The sequence below is a fragment of the Rhodospirillales bacterium genome (assembly GCA_016872535.1).
Classification (GTDB): Bacteria; Pseudomonadota; Alphaproteobacteria; order Rhodospirillales; family 2-12-FULL-67-15; genus 2-12-FULL-67-15.
This window is the reverse complement of the sequence record VGZQ01000049.1, coordinates 1-24730: the sequence shown is the minus strand read 5'-3', so window position 1 is coordinate 24730 and position 24730 is coordinate 1. Positions and strand designations below refer to the sequence as shown.

The 24730-nt window shown below is 66.2% G+C and carries 32 protein-coding genes; 16 read left to right on the top strand and 16 right to left on the bottom strand.

Features of this window, described 5'->3' with window-relative positions; genetic code table 11:
* On the bottom strand, positions 1-373 hold a 373-nt coding region (locus FJ311_10755; GenBank protein ID MBM3951923.1), incomplete at its 3' end, for a hypothetical protein.
* Entirely contained in the window at positions 373-849 is a 477-nt protein-coding gene (gene aroQ, locus FJ311_10750) for a type II 3-dehydroquinate dehydratase (GenBank protein MBM3951922.1), read from the bottom strand. The genes aroQ and FJ311_10755, both read right to left, overlap by 1 nt.
* A gap of 212 nt (positions 850-1061) precedes the next feature.
* Between aroQ and thiS the strand changes: the two genes are divergently transcribed.
* The 5 genes from thiS (at position 1062) to FJ311_10725 (ending at position 5342) form a co-directional block, all read left to right on the top strand.
* Positions 1062-2054: a sulfur carrier protein ThiS gene (gene thiS / locus FJ311_10745; GenBank protein MBM3951921.1), complete on the top strand. Its 993-nt coding sequence runs from the start codon at positions 1062-1064 to the stop codon at positions 2052-2054.
* Between the two features lie 594 nt (positions 2055-2648).
* Positions 2649-3776 carry a type III PLP-dependent enzyme gene (locus FJ311_10740; protein MBM3951920.1) on the top strand — a complete coding sequence of 376 codons (1128 nt, stop codon included), beginning with the start codon at positions 2649-2651 and terminating at the stop codon, positions 3774-3776.
* 305 nt (positions 3777-4081) lie between these two features.
* Entirely contained in the window at positions 4082-4669 is a 588-nt protein-coding gene (locus FJ311_10735) for a TlpA family protein disulfide reductase (GenBank protein MBM3951919.1), read from the top strand.
* A 60-nt stretch (positions 4670-4729) separates the two neighbouring features.
* The gene (locus FJ311_10730) at positions 4730-4999 is read left to right on the top strand and encodes a BrnT family toxin (GenBank protein ID MBM3951918.1); all 270 of its coding nucleotides are present in this window, start codon (positions 4730-4732) and stop codon (positions 4997-4999) included.
* On the top strand, positions 4974-5342 hold the full coding sequence (locus FJ311_10725) for a helix-turn-helix domain-containing protein (protein MBM3951917.1): 369 nt from the start codon (positions 4974-4976) through the stop codon (positions 5340-5342). The genes FJ311_10730 and FJ311_10725 overlap by 26 nt, the downstream gene beginning before the upstream one ends.
* Positions 5343-5354: 12 nt before the next feature.
* Here FJ311_10725 and FJ311_10720 read toward each other — a convergent pair whose 3' ends face one another.
* From FJ311_10720 to FJ311_10665, 12 genes are all read right to left on the bottom strand, one after another.
* Complete coding sequence (locus FJ311_10720; GenBank protein ID MBM3951916.1) at positions 5355-5834, bottom strand: YbhB/YbcL family Raf kinase inhibitor-like protein; 480 nt, start codon at positions 5832-5834, stop codon at positions 5355-5357.
* Positions 5835-5901: 67 nt separating this feature from the next.
* Positions 5902-6540 carry a hypothetical protein gene (locus tag FJ311_10715; GenBank protein MBM3951915.1) on the bottom strand — a complete coding sequence of 213 codons (639 nt, stop codon included), beginning with the start codon at positions 6538-6540 and terminating at the stop codon, positions 5902-5904.
* Between the two features lie 4 nt (positions 6541-6544).
* Positions 6545-7483 carry a sulfurtransferase gene (locus FJ311_10710; protein ID MBM3951914.1) on the bottom strand — a complete coding sequence of 313 codons (939 nt, stop codon included), beginning with the start codon at positions 7481-7483 and terminating at the stop codon, positions 6545-6547.
* A gap of 58 nt (positions 7484-7541) precedes the next feature.
* Positions 7542-7724 carry a hypothetical protein gene (locus FJ311_10705; GenBank protein ID MBM3951913.1) on the bottom strand — a complete coding sequence of 61 codons (183 nt, stop codon included), beginning with the start codon at positions 7722-7724 and terminating at the stop codon, positions 7542-7544.
* 13 nt (positions 7725-7737) lie between these two features.
* On the bottom strand, positions 7738-8016 hold the full coding sequence (locus FJ311_10700) for a hypothetical protein (GenBank protein ID MBM3951912.1): 279 nt from the start codon (positions 8014-8016) through the stop codon (positions 7738-7740).
* Positions 8017-8025: 9 nt separating this feature from the next.
* Complete coding sequence (locus tag FJ311_10695; GenBank protein ID MBM3951911.1) at positions 8026-8319, bottom strand: hypothetical protein; 294 nt, start codon at positions 8317-8319, stop codon at positions 8026-8028.
* Positions 8316-9269 carry a hypothetical protein gene (locus FJ311_10690; GenBank protein ID MBM3951910.1) on the bottom strand — a complete coding sequence of 318 codons (954 nt, stop codon included), beginning with the start codon at positions 9267-9269 and terminating at the stop codon, positions 8316-8318. Before FJ311_10690 ends, FJ311_10695 begins: the two co-directional genes overlap by 4 nt.
* A gap of 4 nt (positions 9270-9273) precedes the next feature.
* Positions 9274-9546: a hypothetical protein gene (locus FJ311_10685; protein ID MBM3951909.1), complete on the bottom strand. Its 273-nt coding sequence runs from the start codon at positions 9544-9546 to the stop codon at positions 9274-9276.
* A gap of 97 nt (positions 9547-9643) precedes the next feature.
* Positions 9644-9856 carry a hypothetical protein gene (locus FJ311_10680; GenBank protein ID MBM3951908.1) on the bottom strand — a complete coding sequence of 71 codons (213 nt, stop codon included), beginning with the start codon at positions 9854-9856 and terminating at the stop codon, positions 9644-9646.
* A 13-nt stretch (positions 9857-9869) separates the two neighbouring features.
* A complete protein-coding gene (locus FJ311_10675; protein ID MBM3951907.1) occupies positions 9870-10181 on the bottom strand; it encodes a sulfurtransferase TusA family protein in 312 nt (103 codons plus the stop codon).
* Between the two features lie 22 nt (positions 10182-10203).
* On the bottom strand, positions 10204-10860 hold the full coding sequence (locus FJ311_10670) for a hypothetical protein (protein ID MBM3951906.1): 657 nt from the start codon (positions 10858-10860) through the stop codon (positions 10204-10206).
* A 3-nt stretch (positions 10861-10863) separates the two neighbouring features.
* A complete protein-coding gene (locus FJ311_10665) occupies positions 10864-11355 on the bottom strand; it encodes a hypothetical protein (protein MBM3951905.1) in 492 nt (163 codons plus the stop codon).
* A 148-nt stretch (positions 11356-11503) separates the two neighbouring features.
* On the opposite strand from FJ311_10665, the gene FJ311_10660 reads away from it, so the two are divergent.
* A complete protein-coding gene (locus FJ311_10660) occupies positions 11504-11839 on the top strand; it encodes a ribbon-helix-helix domain-containing protein (protein MBM3951904.1) in 336 nt (111 codons plus the stop codon).
* A 16-nt stretch (positions 11840-11855) separates the two neighbouring features.
* Here FJ311_10660 and FJ311_10655 read toward each other — a convergent pair whose 3' ends face one another.
* On the bottom strand, positions 11856-13313 hold the full coding sequence (locus FJ311_10655) for a DEAD/DEAH box helicase (protein MBM3951903.1): 1458 nt from the start codon (positions 13311-13313) through the stop codon (positions 11856-11858).
* Between the two features lie 255 nt (positions 13314-13568).
* On the opposite strand from FJ311_10655, the gene FJ311_10650 reads away from it, so the two are divergent.
* From FJ311_10650 to FJ311_10610, 9 genes are all read left to right on the top strand, one after another.
* Positions 13569-14108 (top strand): gamma carbonic anhydrase family protein, encoded by a 540-nt coding sequence (locus FJ311_10650; protein MBM3951902.1) that lies wholly within the window; start codon positions 13569-13571, stop codon positions 14106-14108.
* Positions 14109-14118: 10 nt separating this feature from the next.
* A complete protein-coding gene (locus tag FJ311_10645; GenBank protein MBM3951901.1) occupies positions 14119-14586 on the top strand; it encodes a cobalamin B12-binding domain-containing protein in 468 nt (155 codons plus the stop codon).
* A gap of 14 nt (positions 14587-14600) precedes the next feature.
* The gene (locus FJ311_10640; protein ID MBM3951900.1) at positions 14601-16022 is read left to right on the top strand and encodes a phenylacetate--CoA ligase; all 1422 of its coding nucleotides are present in this window, start codon (positions 14601-14603) and stop codon (positions 16020-16022) included.
* Between the two features lie 67 nt (positions 16023-16089).
* The gene (gene meaB / locus FJ311_10635) at positions 16090-17106 is read left to right on the top strand and encodes a methylmalonyl Co-A mutase-associated GTPase MeaB (GenBank protein MBM3951899.1); all 1017 of its coding nucleotides are present in this window, start codon (positions 16090-16092) and stop codon (positions 17104-17106) included.
* A 55-nt stretch (positions 17107-17161) separates the two neighbouring features.
* Positions 17162-19204 (top strand): hypothetical protein, encoded by a 2043-nt coding sequence (locus FJ311_10630; protein MBM3951898.1) that lies wholly within the window; start codon positions 17162-17164, stop codon positions 19202-19204.
* An 85-nt stretch (positions 19205-19289) separates the two neighbouring features.
* A complete protein-coding gene (locus FJ311_10625; protein MBM3951897.1) occupies positions 19290-19538 on the top strand; it encodes a type II toxin-antitoxin system Phd/YefM family antitoxin in 249 nt (82 codons plus the stop codon).
* On the top strand, positions 19535-19948 hold the full coding sequence (locus FJ311_10620) for a type II toxin-antitoxin system VapC family toxin (protein ID MBM3951896.1): 414 nt from the start codon (positions 19535-19537) through the stop codon (positions 19946-19948). Before FJ311_10625 ends, FJ311_10620 begins: the two co-directional genes overlap by 4 nt.
* 15 nt (positions 19949-19963) lie before the next feature.
* Entirely contained in the window at positions 19964-21670 is a 1707-nt protein-coding gene (locus FJ311_10615) for a methylmalonyl-CoA mutase (GenBank protein MBM3951895.1), read from the top strand.
* An 89-nt stretch (positions 21671-21759) separates the two neighbouring features.
* Positions 21760-22158, top strand: a complete 399-nt coding sequence (locus FJ311_10610; protein MBM3951894.1) for a hypothetical protein — start codon at positions 21760-21762, stop codon at positions 22156-22158.
* A 6-nt stretch (positions 22159-22164) separates the two neighbouring features.
* Here FJ311_10610 and phaC read toward each other — a convergent pair whose 3' ends face one another.
* Complete coding sequence (gene phaC / locus FJ311_10605) at positions 22165-23982, bottom strand: class I poly(R)-hydroxyalkanoic acid synthase (protein MBM3951893.1); 1818 nt, start codon at positions 23980-23982, stop codon at positions 22165-22167.
* A 312-nt stretch (positions 23983-24294) separates the two neighbouring features.
* On the opposite strand from phaC, the gene FJ311_10600 reads away from it, so the two are divergent.
* A partial coding sequence (locus FJ311_10600) for a hypothetical protein (protein ID MBM3951892.1) occupies positions 24295-24730 on the top strand: 436 nt, incomplete at its 3' end.

Here is a 24730-nt window from a genome sequence, read left to right as displayed (position 1 = left end):
CCTCGATCAGCAGCAGCGTCTGGCCCTCGGCCACCTGGTCGCCGACCCGGATGAAAGGCGGTGTCGCGGGATCGGGCGCGGTATAGGCGACGCCGACCATGGGCGATTTGACCACGCCCGGATGGTTGGCGATGGATTCGGCGGCCTGCGGCACCGATGCGGCGGCCGGCGCCGGGGCGGTCGGGGCGGCGGCGGGCGCGACAGGCGCCGGCGCGGCCGCGCGGCGCACCACCCGCACGCGCCAGTCGGGCCCCGCGTACTCGATTTCGTCGAGACCGGTTTCGGCGAGCAGGCGGTTGAGCTCGCGCACCTTGTCGGCGTCGATGCCGCTTGCGGCGCCCTTGGCGGGTTCTTTTTTCTTGTCGTCGGCCATCAGGGTTTTCTCCGCCCGGGTTTGCGGGTCTTGGGTTTGGGAGAGGCGAGATGGGCGGCGGCTTCGACCGCCAGTTCGTAGCCTTTGCCGCCGAGGCCCATGACGATGCCGGCGGCGGCCTTGGAGATGTAGGAATTGGCGCGGAACGCCTCGCGCCGGTGGATGTTGGAGAGATGAACCTCGATGGTCGGCAGGTCGCAGGCGAGCAGCGCGTCGAGCAGCGCGACCGAGGTGTGGGTGTAGGCGCCGGCGTTGACGATCAGCACGTCGAATTTTTTCTTCGCCTGCTGAACCCAGTCCACCAGTTCGCCTTCGGTGTTGCTCTGGCGGAATTCCACGCTCGCGCCCAGCGCCTTGGCGCGACGCCGGCAGGCGGCCTCGATGTCCTTCAGGGTCTCGCGCCCGTAGATGCCGGGCTCGCGGGTGCCGAGCAGATTGAGATTGGGGCCGTTGAGAACCAGGATGCGCGTCGCCATGACTGCCTTTGCGGGACCGTGCCCGCTGCGTTATACCACCGAGCACCGGCGCCACAAACCATGCGATTTCCCTCGCCCCGATAGGGGCGCATTATTTAATGCGCGCGGGGATTCGCCCGCGCGCTCCCGTTGCGCGGGGGGATATGGAAGCCCATACTTAATAATATAATTAACGTGTCCATGAATATCGTGTTCCGGACAGGCCAAGGCCCATGCAACTTACCGTCAACGGCGAAGCGCGCATCTTCGATCCGCCCCTGACCGTCGCCGACCTTCTGGCGCGGATCGGCATGGACGCGCGCAAGGTGGCGGTCGAGCGCAACCGCGAGGTGGTGCCCAAGTCCCGTTATGGAGCGACGCCGCTGGGAGAGGGCGACCGCATCGAGATCGTCCATTTCATCGGCGGCGGGGCACCCGAGGGCATGGGGTCCGCCGACGAGGATACCTGGACCGTGGCCGGGCGGCGGTTTCGCTCGCGCCTGATCGTCGGCACCGGCAAATATAAAGACTACGAGACCAACCGGCTGGCGCTGGAAGCCTCGGGCGCCGAAATCGTCACGGTGGCCGTGCGCCGGGTCAACTTGGACGACCCCAAGAAGCCGATGCTGACCGACTTTATCGACCCCAAGAAGTATACGTATCTGCCCAACACCGCCGGCTGCTACACCGCCGAGGATGCGCTGCGCACGCTGCGGCTTGCGCGCGAGGCGGGGGGCTGGGATTTGGTCAAGCTGGAGATCCTGGGCGACCCCAAGACCCTTTATCCGCGCATGATCGAGACCCTGGAAGCAACAGGGGTCCTGGTGCGCGAGGGATTCCAGGTCATGGTCTACTGCAACGACGACCCGATCATGGCCAAGCGCCTGGAAGATGCCGGCGCCGCCGCGATCATGCCCTTGGGCGCGCCGATCGGCTCCGGGCTCGGCATCCAGAACAAGGTCAACATCCGCCTGATCGTCGAGCAGGCCAAGGTCCCGGTTCTGGTCGACGCCGGGGTCGGTACCGCCTCCGACGCCACCGAGGCGATGGAGCTCGGCTGCGACGGCGTGCTGATGAACACCGCCATCGCCGAGGCCAAGGACCCGGTGCGCATGGCCCGCGCCATGGGCCACGCGGTTGCCGCCGGACGGCTCGCCTACCTCGCCGGGCGCATGCCGAAGAAGCTCTACGCCGACCCGTCGTCGCCGCTCGCCGGGTTGATCTAAAGGCTGTTTCCTAACCCGACTCGGAACCGGATTCCATCGCGCGCGCATGATGGGGCGCGCCGTGGCGCACGCGGCGGCGTTCTCCGGTCAAGCGACGGCCGCCGTGGTGCGTCGCGCGCATGATCCCGGCAGCGCCAAAGAAAACGGCGTAATCTCGCCGAAAAAACCAAACGCGCATGCGCGACTGTCGACGGGTGTGGCGTCGTCGCCGCGGTGTCGGCGAAAAAATTAAGCTTTCGTGAAAATTTTTCTTGTAATCGGACACGATGGGCTTATGTAGGGCCCACCGGCGGACGCGCACGTGCCTCTGGCCCCCATCATGAGGGGTGTTTATGCGGCGACGGGGTCACCGGCAAGGTGGATGGTTCTCGACTGGAGGGACACCATGTCTGCTTTGCAGTCTGATGCGCACCGCGGATTCCGCCCGGCCGACGTAAAGTCCGGGGCGGTTCTTTCCGCAAACATCGTCAAGCGGTCCGCCCTTCGGGGCCGGGACCGCGCCTGAGGGGCCGCGCGAATTGCGCCCGCCCTTGAGGCTTTTGCCCGTGTCGCGGCGCCCGTTCGGCGTCCGTGCCTCTGTGCGGTGAAACGACCATGACCCCCAAAATCGAACGCTTCCTCGCCGATCGCCCGCCCACGCCCTGCCTGGTGGTGGACTTGGACGTGGTCCGCAATCGCTATCAAACCCTCAAGCGCGAGTTGCCGGTGGCCGACGTTTATTACGCGGTCAAGGCCAACCCGGCGCGCCCGGTGCTCGACCTGCTGGTCGGGCTCGGCTCCTGCTTCGACGCCGCCAGCCTGCAGGAGGTGGAAGCGTGCCTCGCCTCCGGCGCCAAGCCCAAGGCGATCTCCTACGGCAACACGGTCAAGAAGGAAGCCGACATCGCCGGCGCTTTCGCCAAGGGCGTCGACCTCTATGCCTTCGACAGCGCCGAAGAGCTCGAAAAGCTTGCCCGCGCCGCCCCGGGGGCCCGGGTCTATTGCCGCATCATCACCTCCAACGGCGGCGCGCAATGGCCGCTGTCGCGCAAGTTCGGCTGCGATCTGGACATGGCCCGCGACCTGATGATCCGCGCCCGTACCCTCGGCCTCGACGCCTACGGGCTTTCCTTCCACGTCGGCTCGCAGCAGACCGACCCGATGCAATGGGACGTGGCCATCGGCCGCGCGGCGATGGTCTTTTCCGACCTCCGCCATCACGGCATCGAGGTCAAGATGCTCAACCTGGGCGGCGGGTTCCCGGCGCACTACCGCGAAGACATCCCGGAATTCGGCGCCTTCGCCGACACCATCATGAAGGCCATGACCCGCCATTTCGGCAATGCGCTGCCGGAAATGATCATCGAACCGGGCCGTTCCGTGGTCGGCGACGCGGGCGTGTTGGAAAGCGAAGTCGTGCTGGTGGCCAAGCGCGGCTACAAGGACGCGTCCCGCTGGGTCTACCTCGACGTCGGCAAGTTCGGCGGCCTCGCCGAAACCATGGACGAGGCGATCCAGTACCGCATCCGCGCCGCCGGCGTCGGCGGACGCTCCAGCCGGGTGGTGATCGCCGGGCCGACCTGCGACAGCGTCGACACCCTCTACGAGAAGGCCGGTTACCGGCTGCCCGACGCCTTGAAGGCGGGCGACCGGCTGCGGCTGATGTCGGCCGGGGCCTACACGACCACCTACGCCTCGATTGGCTTCAACGGCTTCGCGCCGCTCCGGGAGCATTACATCTGAGAACGCCCGGTTCCGCCGGCAGGCGGGCGCGAATCGGAATCCTCGCGCGTCTCGGGTTTCCACTCGCCGTTTTTCTCGTCTGGAGTCTCGCGGCCTTCGCCGCCGATCCGTTCGATCCGGCGCGCATTCCTCATCTCGGCGAGGCGGGGCGGGAAGCGTTCGTCCGCGAATACCGCGCGGCCGCCAACCACAAGGCATTCCTGATCGGCCCCGGCGGCTCGTGGGCCTGGGCCAGGGGCCAGGCCTCGGCCGAGGACGCGATCGCCGACGCGGCCGAACGGTGCGATCGGCTTTCCAGCCATTGCGTGCCCTACGCCGTGGACGACCGGATCGTCTTCGACCCCGCGCAATGGGCCGGAGTGCTGGCGCCTTATCCGTCACCTGCCGATGACGCCAAGGCGCCGGTCGGCTGGGAAACCGGCGCGCGCTATTTTGACCTCGGCTTCACGATGCGCGACGGGACCAAGACTTCGATCGCCGCGCTGAAGGGCAAGCTCGTTGTTCTCCAGTTCTGGGGCTCCTGGTGCCCGCCCTGCCGGGTCGAGATGCCGGCGTTCCAAAAACTTTACGATTCCCTCAAGAATCGCGCCGACATCGCTTTCGCGCTGCTCAACTTCCGCGAGGACGCCGCCACCGGTTATCGCTGGGCCGAGCGCAACGATTACCGTCTGCCTTTCGCCGATTCCGGCAACAAGGGGCGCGAAGACAACAACCTCTATCTCGCCGACGGAAGCGCGATTCCCTACGGCACCGCAGTGGCGCTCGCCCAGGTGCCGACCACCCTGATCCTCGATCGCCGGGGAAGGGTGATCTTTCGCAAAAGCGGCGCGACCGATTCCTGGCCCGCGATGACCGAGCAGATTGGCCACGCGCTCGATCATTCCGCGCGCTGACGCGCGCGGGCGCGCGCCCTCCGCCATTGACGGATGTAAGCTAATGGCTTAGCATGAGCCATGTTCGAGTGGGACGCGGCGAAGAGCGAAGCCAATCTGCGCGCCCGGGGCTTCGACTTCGCCCATGCCGCCCGGATATTCGACGGCCCGGTGTTGGAAATGGATGATGATCGGGCCGATTACGGCGGGCGGCGCATCTGGGCCGTTGGCCGCGCGGGCGATGACGTTCTGTTCGTCGTCTACACTTGGCGCAATGGCGTGCGCCGCATTATCTCGGCGCGCATGGCCAACCGGAGGGAACGCGATGTCTACCGCAAGATTCACGGCTGACGAGGCCCGCCGCCGGGCGCGGGTCCGGCGAAAAATCCTGAAGGCGACCACCGAAGCGGAGATCGCCCGCCAGGCGAAGGAAGACGGGACCGATACCGCCGCCGTGGGTTTCAGGCATGCGCTCAAGGAGGGCCGTTTGCGGACGGTGACGCCGCTCGACGTGGCCGCCATTCGCGCCAAGACGGGATTGTCCCAGGACCGCTTCGCACGCGCGTTCCAGATCAGCCCGCACACGTTGCGCAACTGGGAGCAGGGCCGCCGCGTACCGGAGGGTCCGGCGCGCGCACTTCTGCTCGCCATTGATCGCGCGCCTGGCGCGGTGTTGCGGGCGCTGCAAGGATAAACGACCGCGTCGTCAGCGCGTCTTCTTCTGATAAGTCCCGACCAGTTCGGCGTGGGCGAGCACATGGCCCTTCATCGCCTTTTCCAACGTTGCCTTAGTCGGCTGGCCGAGATCGGGCAGCACCGCATCCAAAGCGTAGAGCTTGTGGAAATAGCGGTGCCGGCCGATGGGCGGGCAGGGACCGCCGTAACCGGTCCGCTTCCAGTCGTTGAGTCCTTCGCGGGTACCGGCGGGAAGGCTCCGGGATGTCGCGCCCTCGGGCAAGGCATGGGTGGCGCCGGGCAGGTTGTAGAGCACCCAGTGGACCCAGGTCATTTTCGGTGCCCTCGGGTCGGGCGCGTCCGGATCGTCGACGATCAGGGCGAAGCTTTTTGTGCCCGGCGGCGCACCGGACCAGGCGAGCGGCGGCGATACATCCTCGCCCTCGCAGGTATGGCGCGACGGGATTTCCCCGCCGGCGGCGAACGCGGATGACGTGAGTACGAGCGGCATAAATATCCTTGGTGGCCGGGGACGCGGATAATTATACCCCGAACTGGGCGGGATCGGATCGGGCCGATTATTTCTCCGGTCCCGCGCGGTAATAGGCGAATAAAGCCGCCAAGTCTTCCGTCCCGAACGGATTGGCGAGCGCGGTCAGGGCGTCGCCGCGCACGCCGGTATAGAGGCGCGCGGCGAATTCGCCTTCTGGCATGACGCGCGCCCATCGGAACAGGTCGTGCGCCGGCAACATTGCGCCCGCGTCCGTGTGGTCGTGGCACCCGGCGCAAGTCGTTTCATGGATCGCCTTGCCGGCGGCGAGCCTTTCCGGCGTCGCCTCGGCGGGGAGAATCCCGGCGGTATCGAAGGGATAGCTGCGCGCGAGCGCCGCCAGTCCGGCGAGAACGACGATCAGTTGGCGCTCCGCCAGCGCCTTGCGGATCGCCGCCAAGTCCTCGCGCGGCACGGGCGGCAGGTTCGGGTTGGTTTCGCGCGCCTGGCGGATCAACAGGGAAAGGCCGCCGAGGCCGGCGGCGATGCGTTCGACGATGCCGGCCCGTTGCGGCTCCGGCATCGGTTCGGTCAGGCGTCGGGCATCGCCGACGAGAACGGCGATCTCGGCACCGAGGCGGCGTTCATATTCGCCGGCGGCGCGGGCGACGCCGACGGCGGCGGTCGCAACCGCCGCCAGCGCCAGCCCGGTCAGTAAGCGACCCACGCGGCTATTTGCCGACGCTGATCTTCGCCTCGATCGGCAGGTTGGCATCGTTGGCCCACTCGACCATCGAGCCGTCGTACATCTTGACCTTCTTGTTCCCGATGATTTCGGACGAGGCGAACCAGCCGAGGCTCGCCCAATGGCCGGTGTTGCAGAAGCTCAACTGCTCGCCGCTGGTCGGCACGCCGGCCGCCGCGTACAGCTTCTCCAGCGCCGCCTTATCGCGGAACTTGCCGCTGTTGTTCTCCGTGATCCACGCCTCGGGCAGGTTCTTGGCCCCGGGGATGGTGCCGGTGCGCTTGGTCAAGGGATGCTGGGTGACGCCGAGGTAGAAGTCCGCCGGCCGATGGTCGATCACGGGCACCTTGGCGTCGAGCGCCTTCTTGACGTCGTCCTTGGTCGGAATCATGTCGGTCCGCACGTTAGCCTTGAAGGTCGTGGCCTTGGGCGTGATGTTGCCGGTCTCGACCGGGTTGACCGGCTGCTTGGTCTTTTCGTCGACCACCGAATAGGCCTGCCAGCCGCCGTTGAGGATCGACACCTCGTCATGGCCCATTACTTTGAAGGTCCAATAGATGCGGGTGGCGGTGCCCATGTCGAGAGCGTTGGTGCCGCTCGGGATAATGACGACGTGGGACTTGTTGTCGATGCCGAGGCCGCCGATCAGTTTTTCCATCGCCGCCGGCTCGGGCAGCATGGCGGGCGTGCCGTTCTTGTCCTTCACCCGCCAGCCGTCTTTGGCGTAGTCCGAATAGATCGCGCCCGGAATGTGGGCGCGGATGTAGTCGGCGCGGCCTTCGCCGCGCACGTCGAGAAACACGACGTTCGGCTTGCCGACGTTGGCCTTAACCCAATTCACGTCGACCAGCGGACTGGCCGCCGAGGCCGCTCCCGCCATGCCGGCGAGCGCGGCGGTCAGAAGAAACGCAAACATTCGTCTCATGGGGTTACCCTCCCGTTGATGGACGCACCACGCGTCCGTTGCCGTTGACGTTCGTCGTTCAAGTCGTGATCACCAGATCGGCGGCGAGCATGTCCGCCAACATCCGGTCCCAGTCGGCTTCGCCGGCGTCTTGCGCCGGTTTTGTCCGCCTGATCTCGTGGTTCCCGGCCAGGCGCGCGACGGCGTCGTTCACCGTCGCGCGGTCGGGAAAGATATCGAGGTCCAGCACCAGAACGCGCATGGTCTCCATCCCGTCACAGGTTAACCACCCGGTCGGCGGCGCCGATCGCCGCCGCCAGACCGGCCGCGTCGAGCAGCGGCAGCTGGTCGGCCATGGCCGCGACCGTGGTTTCGGGGGCGATGTCGGACAGCTCGAGCAGTTCCGCCTTGGCCGCGTTTTCCGCCGTTTCCGCCACCGGGCCGGTCATGAACACGAGGCGCACCTTGTGGCCGAAAATAGTCAGGCCGGCCGCCACCCGCATCGCTTCGGTGTGATCGCGGCGTCCGAGCACGAGGATGTTCTTCGGACCCATGCCGGGCTCCTACAAGCTGATCACGCGCCCGGCCTCGGCCATCAGGGCGCTGTTGACGGTCTGGCTGCCGAGTTCCACCGGGCAGGCCGCGCCGCCCATGTGCTGGTGCCACGAGTGCTCGCACACCACCGCGCGTGCCGCCGGCTTGAGCGCCGCGACCACGTCGGGATCGGCCAGCGCGCGCACGCCGTCGTTGGTCAGGAAACAACTCCAGGCCACGCCGGCCCGCGCGCAGGCGCGCGCCAGGGCGGCGGCGACCGGTCCGCCCGCGGGCGTGGCGATGTGGAGGAAAATCGCCGTCATGCGTTCCTCGCGCGGCGTCGGCCGAGATAATAACCGGCGATCCCGAACAGCGCGGCCAGTGTCAAGCCCGCGAACAGGTATATGCCCCGGGACGCGGTCGCCGGCGGTTTCACGGCGGTGATCGCGGCAACGCGGTCGGGGTAGGTCGCCGCGTCGGCGGGCAAGCTCCCGTCGGCGGCCCATTCCGCCCAGCCGCCGGGATAAACCCGCGCCGCGATCCCGGCGCCCGCCCGCAACAGGGTGAAGAAGGCGATGCCGTCGAACGGGTCATGGGCGTAGACCACGGCCTCGCCCGTTCGCGGGCCGACGGTTTCGCCACGCGCGAGCGCCGCCCGCACCGTGGCCGCCGGGGCGCTCTCCGCGCCCGGCAGGCGTCCGCCGCGCGCCGCGCGCACGGTTTCGCCCCAGAATTCGCTTTCGCTGCGTCCGTCGATCAGGGCGGGAGGCGGGGTGTCTTTCAGTTGGGAAACCATGTCGCCGCGCAACCGCCACAACTCGTCGCGCGCCGGGGCTTGATAGATGCTTTCCCGGGTGAGGCTCCGGCCGATGCCCGGAGCGGCATGGCTGGAATCCCGGCCGAACGGCGCGCGCAAGACGGCGACTTCGCGCTGGCCCGCGAGATAGAGAAGCCCGGCCACGAAATCGCGCGCGGTCGGCTCGTCGCCCGCCACCAGCACGGTCTCCGTCCCGTTCAAGCCGATGGCGCCCAACGCCCAGCGGATGTCGAACAGGTTGGGAAGGCGGCGGTGCGGTCCGAGCAGATCGCTCGCCGGCAGGCAGCGCGCGCCCTTCAGGCTGCCTTTTTGGCAAAGCGCGAGCGGCCGGGAATCGACCACCACCGCGCCCGCGTCGAGCCGAGGCGCCGCGTCGCGGACGTAGGAAAAGTCGCTCGCGTGCGCCGCCGGGACGGAGAGCGCGAAGCCGAGGGCGAGGGCGGCCGGACGGCGCATGGCCTCAGCATCCGCCGAACCGGCGCGCTTTGGCGGGCGCCGCGCCCGGCGCCGCCGCGACCGGGGGGTTTTCCATGTAGTAGCCCATCAGGTCGAGCACCGAGACCCTGCCGAAGCCGGCGCCGAGATCGATCTCGCCCAGGCGTTCGGCCGGGGTCGGCGTGCGCGCGGCGGCGGCGACTTCGCCCGGCAGCGCGAACACGGCGTAACCGGCGGCGCTGATTGCCACGGAGGCGAACAGGGCGACGACGCAGAAGATCAGGCTGGCGCGATCCATGGTGCTGTCTAGAGGCTGTCGTGCAGCAGGCTGACGTACATGACGTAGAACGCGACCGGGCACGCGACCAGCAGCAGAACGGTCGGCAGATCGAAGGTCATGGCTTCACTCCCTTGAAATGGCGCACCAGCCGGTCGACCTCGATCGCCTCGCCGGTTTCGGGATGAACCGTGGGCGGCGTGAAGTGCGGCACCCCGTCGCGGCTCACGCGCATGGAAGGCGGCGGAAAGGCGTAAATGTACGCCAGCACGGCCGCGCTCAGCAGCACCACCGCACCGACGAAAATACGCATCTGGATCGCGCCGTGCATGTCGATGTCTCCGTCAATCCTTGCGGATGAAAACCTGCCAGCAGCGCTCGGCCTTGCGCGTTTCCAGGTGCGTCGCGCCCAGTTCGGCGCACAGCGGCGGCAGCGCCTCGACCGAGGTCGGGTTGTCGACCAGCACTTCGACCACCTCGCCGGGGCTGGATTGGCCGAGCGCCTTCTTGGTCATCAACTGCGGGCGCGGACAGGAATCGCCGATGCAATCCACTTGGCGCGCGATGGCGACCGTTCGGCCGTCGGCGAGGGTGATCCGGCCGACCGCGGCGGTGGCGGCGGTTTCCTTATGGCCCTTGAAGCCGAAGAGGGACATGGGGCTTTCCTTTCCTCTCGATTCACTCGGCCGCGGCGCGGCCGGATTTGCCGGCGGGCGCGGCCGTCGCGTGGGCGGCGACGGTGGCGTCGTGCTTGAGCTGCTGGGCGTCTTCCTTTCGGCGGATGGCGCGGTAGATGGCGAACAGGATCAGCGCCTGGATGGTCCCGAACACCACCGCCGGGATGCCGAGGTTCTTCTGCAGGGTGGCGGCGTTGGCCTGGCCGAACTGGAGCGCCTCCAGGTTCGGCTGGCCGGTCATGCTCGCCGGCGCCGGCGGCCAGTAGGTCACCGACCACACCAGCGAAAAGAGGAACATGCCGACGAAGGTGAACAGCAGCGCCCAGGCCGCGCCGACGTTGCCCTCGGCCGCCTTGACCCAGGTCGACACCGTGCACGCACCGGCCAGCACCATGCCGAGTCCGAACAGGAAGAGGCCGATGATCGAGTTGATCCCGACGTCGAATTCCATCGGATGGCCCTGGCCGAAGGTCATGAATAGGGTGAAGCCGACGCTCAGGATCATCATCGCGATCAGCAGCGCCTTGGTGTTGCGAAAGCTCTTGAACAGCATGGCATCGCGCAGCGCGGCGGTGTTGCAGAAGCGCGAGCGCTGCACCAGCAGGCCGACGACGCTGCCGAAGACGAAGGCGACCAGGCATTCCCCGACGACGCTCATGCGCTAGCCCTCGAGCAGTTTCTTGTAGACGAGCGAGCCGACCCAGGCGCCGGCGAGAATGCCGATCACCGCCAGGTAGCCGCCCAGGTTCATTTCCGGCGTCAGGCCGAAGAAGGTCGAGACGTTGCAGACGAAGGCGAAGCGGATTCCGAATCCCATCAGCAGCCCGCCGATGGTGATCATCACCCATTCGGACAGGCGGCGCGGAAAGCGCAGATAGAATTCCTTGCTGGCGATCGCGCCGACCAGGGCGCCGAAGAACATGCCGAGGCTGATGTAGATTTTCCAGTAACCGGCGTCGGGCACGAACACCAGGTTCCAGAACGGGATGCGTTCGATGGCGTCGCCCATGATGCCGCGCGCGATCAGGCCGGTCATCATCGTCTCGCCGCCGCCCACGGTCCACGAGCCGATCAGCAGGAACAAGAAGATATCGAGCACGGCGATTGCCGCGAGCGCGATCACCGGATCGAGAGTCTTGCGGAACAGGTCCATGGGCGAAAATCGCGGGTTACTTGGCCGAAATCGTACGTTGGTCCAAGGACGAGGGGTAGTATTTATTGCCAACAGGCGGGGTATTGAAGTCTCCGGTTCCGCTCCCGTAGGTTAAGAAGTTGAATTCCGCGGGGAAAGGCAGGGCGTCATGGCGATTTTTCTGGAGGTCGAGGGCGCGCTGGGCCACATGCTCAGCGCCTGCACCACCGACCAGATCAACGAATTCATCCCGCAGAAGCGCGGCTTCCGCATCCACGGCCACAGCACCACCATCAGCCTGGAGCGGGCCTATTGGAGCGTACTGGAGGAAATGGCGCGCGACGCGAAGCGAACGCTGCCGGAAACCATCGAACTCATCCACGACCAATGCTTGGTCGCCAACGACAAGAACCTGGCGTCGTGCCTGCGGGTGATTTGCCTGAAATACATCAACATCTATGGCGCGCGCGGCGACGCGCCCGCGGCGACGCTGGCGGCCGAGTGACGGTAGGCACCCACTCTTATTTCTGGCGCAGGAACGCCGGCATGTGATCGCCGAAGCTCTTGACCGGCTTCGTTTCGCCCGCCCGCTGTTCGGGACGGCGTTCGGAACGGTGTTCAGGGCGCTGTTCAGGACGATGTTCAGGCTTGGGCGCATCTTGATGAGCGCGCGACGCTTCGGGGCGGCGCTCATGTCCCCGCCCATGATCGCGTCCATGTCCACGATCGCGTCCGCGCCCGCGACCGCCGCGTCCCCGTCCGCCGCGCCCGCGCTCTTCGCGGTGGCCGCCGTGCGCGCGCCCTTCGCCGGCGGCGAAGGCAGCGGCGGCAAACCCTTCGATCGCGAGACGCGGGATCGGCTTGCCGATCAGCTTCTCGATCGCCTCGACGTGCTCGGCATCCTCGGGCACGGCGATGGTGAAGGCATGGCCTTGGCGCCCGGCTCGCCCGGTGCGGCCGATGCGGTGCACGTAATCCTCGGAATGGATCGGCACGTCGAAATTGAAGACGTGGCTCATGTCCTCGATATCGAGGCCGCGAGCGGCGACGTCGCTGCACACCAGCAGCGTGACCTCGCCCGCCTTGAAGCGCGCCAGCATTTCGTTGCGCGCGGGTTGGGACATGTCGCCGTGCAGTTGCCCGACGTTGAAGCCGTGGCGTTGCAGGGATTTATAAACCACCGCCACGTCGCGCTTGCGGTTGCAGAAGATCAGCGCGTTGCGGACGTTCTCGCGCTTGATGAGCGCGCGCAGCGCGGCGCGCTTCTCGCGATGCCCGACCCCGGGGCCGCGTCCGTCCTCGTGCGCGACCACGACCAAGCCCTGGGTGATGGTCTCGGCGGTGCTGGCGGGCGGCGCCACCGTGATTTCCTTGGGGTTCATCAGGAACTTGTCGGCGAGCCGGCGGATTTCCGGCGGCATGGTCGCCGAGAAGAACAGGGTCTGGCGCATGCGCGGCAACAGATTCACGATCTTCTCGACGTCGGGCATGAAGCCCATGTCGAGCATACGGTCGGCCTCGTCGATCACCAGGATCTTGACGTCGGTGAGCAGCAGGCGCCCGCGCTCGAACAGATCGAGCAGGCGGCCCGGGGTCGCGATCAGCACGTCGACGCCGCGGTCGATGACCCGCACCTGGTCGTCGAGGGATTCGCCGCCGATCAGCAGCGCCTTGGAGAGCTTGGCGTACTTGCCGTAGATGACGAAGTTTTCGGCGACCTGGGCGGCGAGTTCGCGCGTCGGCTCCAGGATCAGGGTGCGCGGCATGCGCGCCTTGGCCTTGCCCTGCGATAAAATCTCGATCATCGGCAGCACGAACGCGGCGGTCTTGCCGGTGCCGGTCTGCGCGCAGCCGAGCACGTCGCGGCCCATCAGCACGACGGGGATCGCTTGCGCCTGGATCGGCGTGGGCGTCGTATAGCCTGCGTCGCGAACCGCGTTGAGAACCAGATCGCCGAGGCCGAGGTCGGAAAAACTCATTAAATCCGGCGTGAAAAAAATGTGCGCCCGCCGAGCGGACGGCGGATCGTCCGGAAAGTTCCGGAAAACGAAGGGGATATTAGGGTTTATGAGGGGCAAGTCAACCGCGGCGCGCGGGCGAATCCCCGCGCGCATCAAAAAAAGCACCCCCTATCGGGGCGCCCGGTCACGCGTGACCCGGCCGCGGTCGGTCGGTTATGTTCGGGCAGTTATGGTCGGGCGGCTGAATTCGCGCCATTTTGAACGGACCCGCGCATGAATACCGGATTGATCCTGCCCTGGAAGGGGATTGTCCCGAAAATCGACTCCAACGTGTTTCTCGCGCCGACCGCGACCGTCATCGGCGACGTGGTGATCGGTCCCGAGGTAGGCATTTGGTTCGGCGTCACCATTCGCGGGGACATGAATTTCATCCGCATCGGCCGGCGGGTGAATATCCAGGACGGCACCGTGGTGCACGTCGATTCGCGCAAATATCCGACCCACATCGGCGACAACGTGACCATCGGCCATTCGGCCGTGATCCATGCCTGCACGCTCCAGAACGACTGCTTCGTCGGCATGCAGGCGTGCGTGATGGACGGCGCGGTGGTGGAAACCGGGGCCATGGTCGCGGCCGGCGCCTTGGTCCCGCCGGGCAAGGTGGTCAAGGCGGGCCAGCTCTGGGCCGGGCGGCCGGCGAAGCCGGTGCGCGAATGCGGCGAGCAGGAAAAGGAACTGATCACCCGCGTGCCGCCGGAATATTGGGCGCTCGCGCAAGAATATTTGAAGGTTGGAATCGGGAAGGTAGGGTAGGAGATGGATCATGTCTAAGCCCAAAACCCCAACCAAGACAACCGCCGCCAAGTCCGCGCCGACGTCGTCGACCAAGTCTCCCGGTGCGCCCATCCGCGTCCTGCTCGCCAAGGTCGGCCTCGACGGCCACGACCGGGGCGTCAAGATCGTCGCGCGTTGCCTGCGCGACGCGGGCATGGACGTGATCTACACCGGACTGCACCGCACGCCCGAGGAAGTGGTCTCGGCCGCGGTCCAGGAAGACGTCAATGTGCTCGGCGTCAGTCTGCTCTCGGGCGCGCACATGACCATCATCCCGCGCATCCTGAAACTGTTGAAGGCGGCCAAGGCCGGCGACATCCGCGTGCTCGCGGGCGGCGTCATGTCGGACGCGGACGCAGGCCGGCTCAAGAAAATGGGCGTCGCCGACGTGCTGCTGCAGGACACGCCGCCGGACGCGATCGTCGAAGCCGTTCGTCGAATCGTTGCGCGGCGTTAGGATCTCTGGCGCAGATGGAATTCTGGTCCTTCCCGCCGGCCTACGATCCGGCCTACCGGCCCGATCCGAACAGCCGCTACTGGTTCCCGAAGCGCGAAACCATGCCGGCGGGCGAACGGGAAAAGGCGATCCTTGCCCGTTTGCGCGAGGTGATGGCGTATGCCTACGCCAAGGCGCCCTTTTATCGCCGCAAGTGGGACCAGGCCGGAATCCATCCCGACCACGTCAAGAGCTTCGAGGATTTCGAGCGCGTGCCGGTGGTGACCAAGGCCGAGCTGCGCGCGGCGCAGGAAAGTGCGCCGCCCTTCGGCGATTATCTCTGCATCCCGGAACACGAGGTCCATCATATCCACGGCACCTCGGGCACCACCGGACGGCCGACCGCGTTCGCCATCGGCCGGGCCGACTGGACGGCGATCGCCGAATCCCACGCCCGCGTCATGTGGGGGATGGGGCTTCGCCCCGGTGACATGCTGTTCATCGGCTCGGTTTTCAGCCTTTACATGGGTTCGTGGGCGACGCTGACCGGAGCGGAGCGGTTGGGCCTCAAGTGCTTTCCCTTCGGTGCCGGGGCGCCGGGCATGACTGCGCGCGCCGCCATGTGGATGAAGATCGCCAAGCCGCAGGCGTTCTACGGCACGCCGTCCTACGCGCTGCACCTCGCCGAGGTGGCCAAGGCGGACGGCATCGACCCGCGCGAATTCAAGTTGAAGCTTCTGTTCTTCTCCGGCGAACCGGGCGCCTCGATCCCGAGCATCAAGACGCGGATCGAAAATCTCTACGGCGCGCAGGTGATCGATTCCGGCACCATGGCGGAAATATCACCCTGGGCCAACGCCGCCGGCAGCCGGGAAACGTCCGGCATGCTGCTGTGGCAGGATTTCGTCTACACCGAGGTGTGCGACCCGAAAACCTTTGCCCGCGTGCCCTACGGCCGGCGCGGCACGCCGGTCTATACGCATCTCGAGCGCACCTCGCAGCCGATGATCCGGCTGCTGTCCTACGACCTCACCCATTGGGTGAACGAACCCAACCCGTGCGGGCGCACGTACCCGCGCCTGCCCGACGGCATCTACGGCCGCATCGACGATATGTTCATTATCCGGGGCGAGAATATCTATCCGAGCGCGATCGATTCCGCCCTCAACGAGATCGCCGGCTACGGCGGCGAACACCGCATTGTGATTACTCGCGAAGGGGCCATGGACGAGTTGCTGGTGCGCATGGACGCGACCGAGGCGGTCTACGCCCGGGGCGAAGCCGCGCTCGCCGATCTCCGCCGCCGCGCCGAAACGAAATTGCAGACCGTGCTCGGCGTGCGCGCGCGGATTGAGGTGGTGGCGGCGGGCGCGATCCCGCGCACCGATTTCAAGGCCCGGCGCGTGGTCGACGACCGCGACCTGTTCCGCTCCCTCAAGCAATCGTTGGAAGCCTGATCCCGTGGCCGCGAAAACAAAAACCCCCAGGCCGTCACCCCCGCGAAAGCGGGGGTCCATGGACAAGATGGATTCCCGCTTGCGCGGGAATGACAAAACAGGCTTGAACGGAGCTTCCCTGTCCGTCGAGCAGAAGGCGCTGATCGAGGGCGTCAAGCGGCGCGAAACCCGCGCTATCGCGCGCGCCATCACCCAGGCGGAATCGGCTAGGCCCGAGGGCCGCCCCTTGGCCGCCGCGCTGTTCAAGCTCGCCGGCCGCGCGCACGTGATCGGGCTCACCGGCGTTCCCGGCAGCGGCAAATCGACCCTGGTGCGCGCCCTGGTCAAACGCCTGCGCGCGCGCGGGCGCACGGTCGGCGTGGTCGCGGTCGATCCCTCCAGCCCCTTTTCCGGCGGCGCGATCCTGGGCGACCGCATCCGCATGACCGACATCGCGGGCGACCCCGGCGTGTTCATCCGCTCGATGGCGACGCGGGGCGCGCTCGGCGGCCTCGCCGCGGCGACGTTGGAAGCGGTCGACGTGCTCGACGCCGCCGGCTTCGACACGGTGCTCATCGAAACCGTCGGCGTCGGCCAGGACGAGGTGGACGTGGTACGCGCCGCGCACACGGTCGCGGTGGTGTCCGCGCCCGGCCTTGGCGACGAGATCCAGGCGATCAAGGCGGGGATTCTCGAAATCGCCGACGTGCACGTCGTATCCAAGTGCGACCGCGCGGATGCGCCCAAGACCGTCGCCGACCTCAAGGGCATGCTGTCCCTCGATCTCCGCACGCGCGGCATGGACGCCAAGGGCTGGCCGGTCCGGGTCGTGCCCACCAGCGCCGAGAAGGGGGACGGCATCGACGAATTGCTCGACATTCTCGACGCCCACCGCGCGCACCTGGACCGAAGCGGCGAGATCGACACCCGCCGGCGCTGGATTTTCGAAATGCGCATCCTCAAGACCGCCGAGGACATTATTCGCGCCCGCTTCAAGAACGAGCGCGAAGGGCGGCTCGCCGGACTTTTGGGCCGCGTGAGCGCGCGCGAGATCGACCCTTACGCGGCCGCGCTGGAGCTGTTGAAAGCCTTCAACGGAGGTTGAAAAGATGGCATCCGCATTGTCGCCAAGACGATGGCGGGCAAGCCGATCTCGCGCGGTGTCTCTCGCGATCGCGGCTGTGTTCGGGATCGCTGTCGGCGGCGCCGCGCTTGCCCAAGCGCCAACCGGCGCCCCGCCCAAGCTATTCGCGTTGACCGACGTGGTTCGCTTTATCGAGAACGGCCGGTATGGCGCCGGATTTTCCGCTGCCCTCAATCTCAGGAACGAGGACGGTCGCGCCTACGTCCGCTGGGCGGAAGAACGCGCCCTGAAGCAGCCGGCGGCGTTCCTGATGCCGCTCGCCCGGCATGCCTTCGCGCGGGATCCGGACAAAGCCCTCAAATGGTTCTACTTCGCCCGCCTGCGCCTGCTGATCGACATGACCCGGTGCGAGGCGGGCGACGCGCCCGCCGGGCTTTTCCTGGTCGTGCGCGCGGTCGAAGAAGCGGTGCCGGAGATCGAACGGCACCCGGGTCGCGCCGCCGCCTGGCGCTGGGCCCTCGATCACGACGCCCGCCATCCGGTGGCGGCGCTGCCGGGCGAGGATTGCCTGATCCTCGAGAACTTGGGCCGGGCGATGCAAGGCGCCGCGCGGGGCATCAAGCCGAACGAGGTCCGGTTGCTCGACAAAGTGTCGATGAAGCCGGAAAGCGAGTGGCCCAAGGCGGGCGACGGGGTGCGCGCCTCCTTCGAGCGCACCCAACGCATGCTAGCGGGCGAGCCCGCCGATCGGCCGGCGAGCGCCCCGCAGGTCAAGAAATCGGTTGCGCCGACGGCGCCCAAGGCCGGGCAACGCACGCCGGACGTGCCGGAGGCGCCACCCGACCCAGCGGCGCAAGCGGAAGCCCGCCGCCTGGAAACCCAGCACTACCCCGATCCGCCCGAGCCGCCGGTGCCGCACGGAAAGCCCGGAAAATTCGGCCCGGTGCCGACCGGCCTGCCGGGCGATCCGTTCCATATCACCGAGGCAAGGGGCGACGGCTGGCGGATGTTCGATGCCGGGCCCGGCCTCTTCAGCCGCGGGGCGGCTTATTACTGGCTCGACGCCAAGCGCGTTTTCTTCGGGGCCAGCAACCGGCCCTATCACGTGACGCCGGAGGAACAGGAGAAATACAAGTTCCGATCCTGGTACCTCATCTGGGACACCGAGACCGGCGAAATCCGCCACCATTCCGATATTCCGGTCGTCAGCGCCGGCCCCGATTACTGTTACGCGGGAGGGCAAATAAAGATCACGCGAGAGCTCATTTGGGCGACGGTGGGATTGGGCAAGCAGCAACAGGTCACCCATCGTCGCTGGCTCGCGGGACCGGTGGGGCAGGAAAAGGAGTTGGTCGAGCCAACTCGCGAAGGCCCCTCCCACGACGATCAGTATCGATGGGCGCCGACCGATTGCCGCTATGTCCGCACGCCGGCGCAACTGCGCCGCCGCGAATGGGCCCCCTTGCGCGAAGGAGATGGCTACCTCGATTTCGAGCCAAGCGGTCCAATCCAAAACTTTTTTGGAATGCAAAAAACACCGCCCGAGCAGCAGCAGAAAATTCACTTGCGCCGCTTCAGTCCCGATGAGGACATCGAATTGCCGATCGGCGTTTGGCAAGTGACAGCGACTTGCGTCCGGTATTTTGCATTCAAGGATGCATACTTTCTTCACGACTGCCTATCGATTCAGGAAGAGAAAGTAGGTACCCATTACCACTTGAATAAATTTAATTGCCTTCCGGCGTGGTGGCTGTGGCGCGACGGCCGCACGGAACGGATGTGCATACCGTCCGGCCCGTGGAACAGCGGCTCCAGCTTCTCGGTGATTCCGACCGCGCGAGGTCTTTTCATCAGCACGGTGCGAGACGGCGAAATGCGTAAGCCGAAATACGCGGGCGGCTATCTAGTGAAAGATGGACAAATCAAGAAATTGGTATCGGGCGTCATCCCGGGCGCGATCAAGGAGAAAATCAACGTTTCCGCCGATGGCTGTCGGCTGGCGTTCAGCATCGCGCCCAATTTCAACGCGCTGGACAACCGCACATTGGGGCCGATCACGGTTCGCGTGCTCGACGTGTGCGCGGACGGGGATTCGCTGAAAACGGACAAGGGCGGCTAACGGTTGCGGGGTCGGGTGTATATTCTTGCCGAGGCGTGCCATCCGGCGTTATATTAATCTGGTCATAATGGTCAGGAAGGGTGCCATGCGCAAATGGCAGGTTCAGGAGGCCAAGGCCCGGTTCAGCGAGCTCTTGCGGCGCGCCGGGGCGACGGGGCCGCAGGCGATCACCGTCCGGGGGCGTACCGCCGCGGTGGTAGTGGCGTCGGCGGACTACGAGCGGCTGAAACGCAAGAGACCATCGCTGGTCAGGTTCTTGCGCGCCTCGCCGCTTGCCGGCGTTGATCTCGCGCTTGCGCGCGACCGCTCGCCGCCCCGGAAGGTCGAACTGTGAGCTACCTGATCGACACCTGCGCGATTTCCGAAATCGTCAAGCCCAAGCCGGACCAGCGGGTGATCGACTGGTTCGAGGCGGCGCCCCAGGAGGCCCTGCACGTAAGCGTTCTCACCTTGGGCGAGATTCGCAAGGGAATCGAAGGGCTGCCTGGCGGCCGCCGCCGCGCCCGGATCGCCGCGTGGCTGGAAGTGGAATTGCCGGCGTGGTTCGAGGATCGGGTGCTGCCGGTCGACGCCGCCGTGGCGGACGAGTGGGGGCGCTTGCTCGTGCGCACCCGGCGTGCGGTTTCCGCCGTCGATAGCCTGATCGCGGCGACGGCATTGCGCCATCGCCTCACGATCGTCACACGTAACGTGTCCGATTTCGCGTTCGACGGCATCGACAACATCAATCCCTGGGAGGCTTGAGAGGCTCATATTGTTATGACACGATCGTCGTCACAAACATCCTCGCGGGCGCGGATCAAGCGCGCGCTCGCCGATTGGGAAAAGAACGAACTCGCCGGCTTCGTCCGCCGCCAGCCGGAATCGCGCGCCGACTACCGGACCGCGTCGGGGATCGCGCTCAAGCGCGTCTACACCGAACTCGACGCGCCCGGCGATATCTCCGGCGGGCGCTTCGACGATCTCGGCCTGCCCGGGCAATACCCGTTCACGCGCGGGCCATATCCGACCATGTATCGCGGGCGGCTCTGGACCATGCGCCAGATCGCCGGCTTCGGCACCGGCGCCGACACCAACAAGCGCTTCAAGTACCTGATCGCGCAGGGCCAGACCGGGCTTTCGACCGATTTCGACATGCCGACGTTGATGGGCTACGACTCGGACCATCCCATGAGTGCGGGCGAGGTCGGGCGCGAGGGCGTCGCGGTCGATACGCTGGCCGACATGGAGGCGCTGTTCGACGGGATCGACCTCGAAAAGATTTCGGTCTCCATGACCATCAACCCGACCGCGTGGATCCTGCTCGCCATGTACGTGGCGCTGGCGGAAAAGCGCGGCTACGACCCGCACAAGCTTTCCGGCACCATCCAGAACGACATCCTCAAGGAATACATCGCGCAGAAGGAATGGATTTTCCCGCCGCGCCCCTCGATGCGGATCGTGCGTGATACCATCGTCTATTGCGCGCGCCACATGCGCCGCTACAACGCGATCAACATTTCCGGCTATCACATCTCCGAGGCGGGCGCGACCGCGGTGCAGGAAGCCGCGTTCACCCTCTGCAACGCCATCGCCTACGTCGAAGAAGTGACCAAGGCGGGCGTCGCGGTCGACGATTTCGCGCCGCGACTCTCCTATTACTTCGTCGCCCAGGCCGATTTCCTGGAGGAAGTCGCCAAATTCCGCGCCGCGCGCCGCGCCTATGCCAAGATCATGAAGGAACGTTTCGGCGCCAAGAACCCGGAATCCATGCGCCTTCGCTTCCACTGCCAGACGGCGGCGGCGACGCTGACCAAGCCGCAATACCAGGTCAACCTGATGCGCACCGCCTATCAGGCGCTCGCCGCCGTGTTCGGCGGCGCGCAGAGCCTGCATACCAACGGCTTCGACGAGGCGTTCGCGATCCCGACCGAGGAAGCGATGCGGCTGGCGCTCCGCACCCAGCAGGTAATCGCCGACGAAACCAACATACCTTCGGTGATCGATCCGCTCGGCGGTTCCTACTGCGTCGAGGCGCTGACCGACGAGATCGAGCGCAAGATTTTCGAGACCGTCGCCAAGGTCGACGAAATGGGCGGCACGCTGAAGGCGATCGAGCAGGGCTGGTTCCAGAAGGAAATCGCGGATTCGGCCTACGACTTCGCGCTGCGCAAAGCCTCGGGCGAACGGCCGGTGATCGGCGTCAACAAGTACGTCGAGAAATCCGAGCGGCTCGACATCCAGACCCACCCCTACGACCCGGCGACCGAGCGGCGCCAGATCGCTGGATTGAACAAGGTTCGCAAGACTCGCGACAACCAGAAGCTCGCCCGCCTGCTCGACGAATTGAAAGACGTCGCCCGCGACGAGACCGCCAACCTGATGCCGATCACCATCGAGCTGGTAAAAACGGGCGCGAGCATGGGCGACATCGTCGAGACGCTGCGCGGCGTATTCGGCACCTACCGCGAAACCCCGGTGATTTAAGAAGCCGCGGCGGAGAAAAGTCCCGGTTTCCTTTACTTTTTGTTTACCCCGTGGCGGCCATCATGGTCCGGAAATCGCCGGGATCGTTCATGGCCGAAACCCTAAGCCTCGTCGCCATCTTCGTTTCTTTCGTCGCCGTCTATTTCACGGCCGAGGTGGTCAAGCGCCTGAATCAGCGCACCGATCCGTCGCAAAACCCGTTCGTGATTGCGCTCGCCCAGGGGCTCGAACAGAAGGACCGCTGGATCATCGGCCTCGACCAGCGCCTCAAGACCCTCGAAGGCGAAGTGCGGTTGCTGCGCAACGAGGACGCGCTCGGTCCCGGGCGGCGGCCGGCGGCGGAAATCGAGCGCGACCTCGATTCCATCGCGCGCGGCCTGCGCAAGGCGCGCACGCTCTACCCGGACCAGACGTTCTCGGACGAGGACCTTCGCGGCGCGTCGTCGCGCGACGTGGAACCAAGGCGCTCGCGCGCCTCGGCCGCCTAGTTTCGTTCAGGAATTGACTAATCGCATCCGGACGTATTCGCCGGGCGCGTCGGCGAGGGCCTTGAGGCCCCCCTGGCCCGGCACGCGCGCCGGCACCTCGCCGCCCGCGTAAGCCTTGACCCACTCGTCCCAGTCCGGCCACCAGGAACCTTCGCGCTGGGTCGCGCGCGCGAGCCAATCATCGGGATCCTTGGGTGTCTTGTCGTTGAGCCAATGGCAATATTTCTTTGCCGCCGGCGGGTTGACGACGCCGGCGATGTGGCCCGAGGCCGCGAGCACGAATCGCTTCGGCCCGCCGTAGAGTTGGGTCGCGACGTAAGCCGATTTCCACGGCGCGATGTGGTCCTCGCGCGTCGCCATGATGTAGGTCGGCGTCTTGATCTTGCGCAGATCGAGCGCAATGTTGGCCAGCGTGATGCCGCCCGGCTGCGACAGCCGGTTTTCGTGATACATGGCGCGCAGATAGAAGGAATGCATCGCCGCCGGCATGCGGGTCGAATCCGAATTCCAGTAGAGCAGGTCGAACGGGAACGGCTCCTTGCCGAGCAGGTAGTTGTTGACGACGAACGACCAGATCAGGTCGGTGCCGCGCATCATGTTGAAGGCGGCGGCCATCTCGTTGCCCTCGAGGAAGCCGCGCTTGCTCATGGCGTTGTCGAGGATGGCGAGTTGCTGCTCGTCGATGAATACGCCGAGTTCGCCGGAATCGGCGAAGTCGACCATCGAGGTGAAGAACGTCGCGCTCTTGATGCGGGTGGTCAGCTTGGCGTCGCCCTTGGCCGCCATGTAGGCGAGCGTGCAAGCCAGCAGCGTGCCGCCGATGCAGTAGCCGACGGCATTGACGCCGGTCTCCCCGGTCGCGCGTTCGATGGCTTCGAGCGCGGCGATCGGGCCTTCGAGCATGTAGTCGTCGAAGGTCTTGGCGGCGAGCTTGGCGTCGGGATTGACCCAGCTGATGACGAAAACCGTGTGGCCTTGATCGACCGCGTACTTGATGAACGAATTTTCCTGACGCAGGTCGAGAATGTAGAACTTGTTGATCCAGGGCGGGATAATCAGGAGCGGCGCCTTGCGCACCTTCGCGGTCGAAGGCTGGTACTGGATCAGTTCCATCAAATCGTTGCGGAACACCACTTTGCCCGGGCTGACGGCGATATTCTTGCCGACCTCGAACGCATCCATGTCGGTCATGCGGATGGCGAGCCGGCCCTTGCCGCGCTCCAGGTCGGCGAGCAGGTTGGTCAACCCGCGCAGCAGGTTGTCGCCGCCCGATTCCATGGTCGCGCGCAGGACTTCCGGATTGGTCATCACGAAGTTGGTGGGCGAGAGCGCCTCGACGAACTGGCGGGTGTAGAAATCGATCTTCTTGGCGGTGCGCCGGTCGAGGCCCTCGACATCGCGCACGGTCGATTGCAGCCAGCGCGCGGTCAGCAGGTAGGATTGCTTGACGAAGTCGAAAATCTGGTTGTCGGACCAGGCGGCGTCCTTGAACCGGCGGTCGCCGCGCTCGGGCTCGGCGACCGGGGTGGAATCGAGGCCCATCATCCGGGCCGCGGCGTTTTGCCAAAGCCCGAGGTAATCCTGCCAGAGCGACATCTGGGCCTGGGCGATGCGCACCGGGTCGGCCATCAGCCGCGCGGTCATCTCCAGGAACGCATTGCCGATGTTCAAGGGATCGGGAGTGGTCGACGACGCGATCTCGGGCCCGTGGCGGGTGAGAAAATCGACGACCAGACGCTGCGCCCGTTCCGCGACATCGGCCATGCTCGCCGAGGGTTTTCCGGCGGGGTCCGGGCCGAACGGCTTTTCTTTGCGGTTGTTCATGGGCTTCTTCCCACCGGGGGGCATTATGTCAGGCGGGACGGTCGCCGGTATATTGGGGGCTGATCCCGATGGGGCAACCGTCCCATCCGGTTAACCATGATTGGCATTCGTCGGTGGCGGGGCGGGACCGTTTGGATTATGCTGCGGCGCAGCAATACCTTGGAGCGGCCCGGTTGTCGAGGGGATTGCCAGTTCGTTAATGCGGAATTAAGAGGTCGCCGTTAACGGTTAGCCAGCGTGTTGGCGTGCGCCCCGAGTCGAACATCGAGGGGGCGCGGCCGCCATGACCATTGAACCGGAGGCAAAGGCGTAATGACCCGAACCCGCAGATTGATTTCCGCCGCGAGCACGCTATCCCTCGTGCTCGCGCTCGGGGCGTGCTCGTCGGTTCCGGACGCGGCCAACCCGGCGCACTGGTATCGCAGCACCGTCGATTATTTCTCCGGCGACGACGCCGAAGCCGAAAAAAAGAAAAAGCAGGAAGCCGAGCGGCAGAAGCAACGCGATGTGCGCCCCGATAGGGGCGCATCATATGATGCGCGCGGGGATTCGCCCGCGCGCGCCGAGGCGCAGGCCAAGGCCGCGGCTCAAACGGAAAGCGCCCAGGCCAAGCGCGAGGCCGAAGCCGGCGAGGTCGCCGAGCGGCTCGCGCGCCCGACCAGCCGAGGGCTTCTCGCCGACCCCGGCGGCCGCGCGCGCTACGCCACCGCCGTGCCGCGCCAGTCGGAAGATCCCGGCGCGCCGCCGT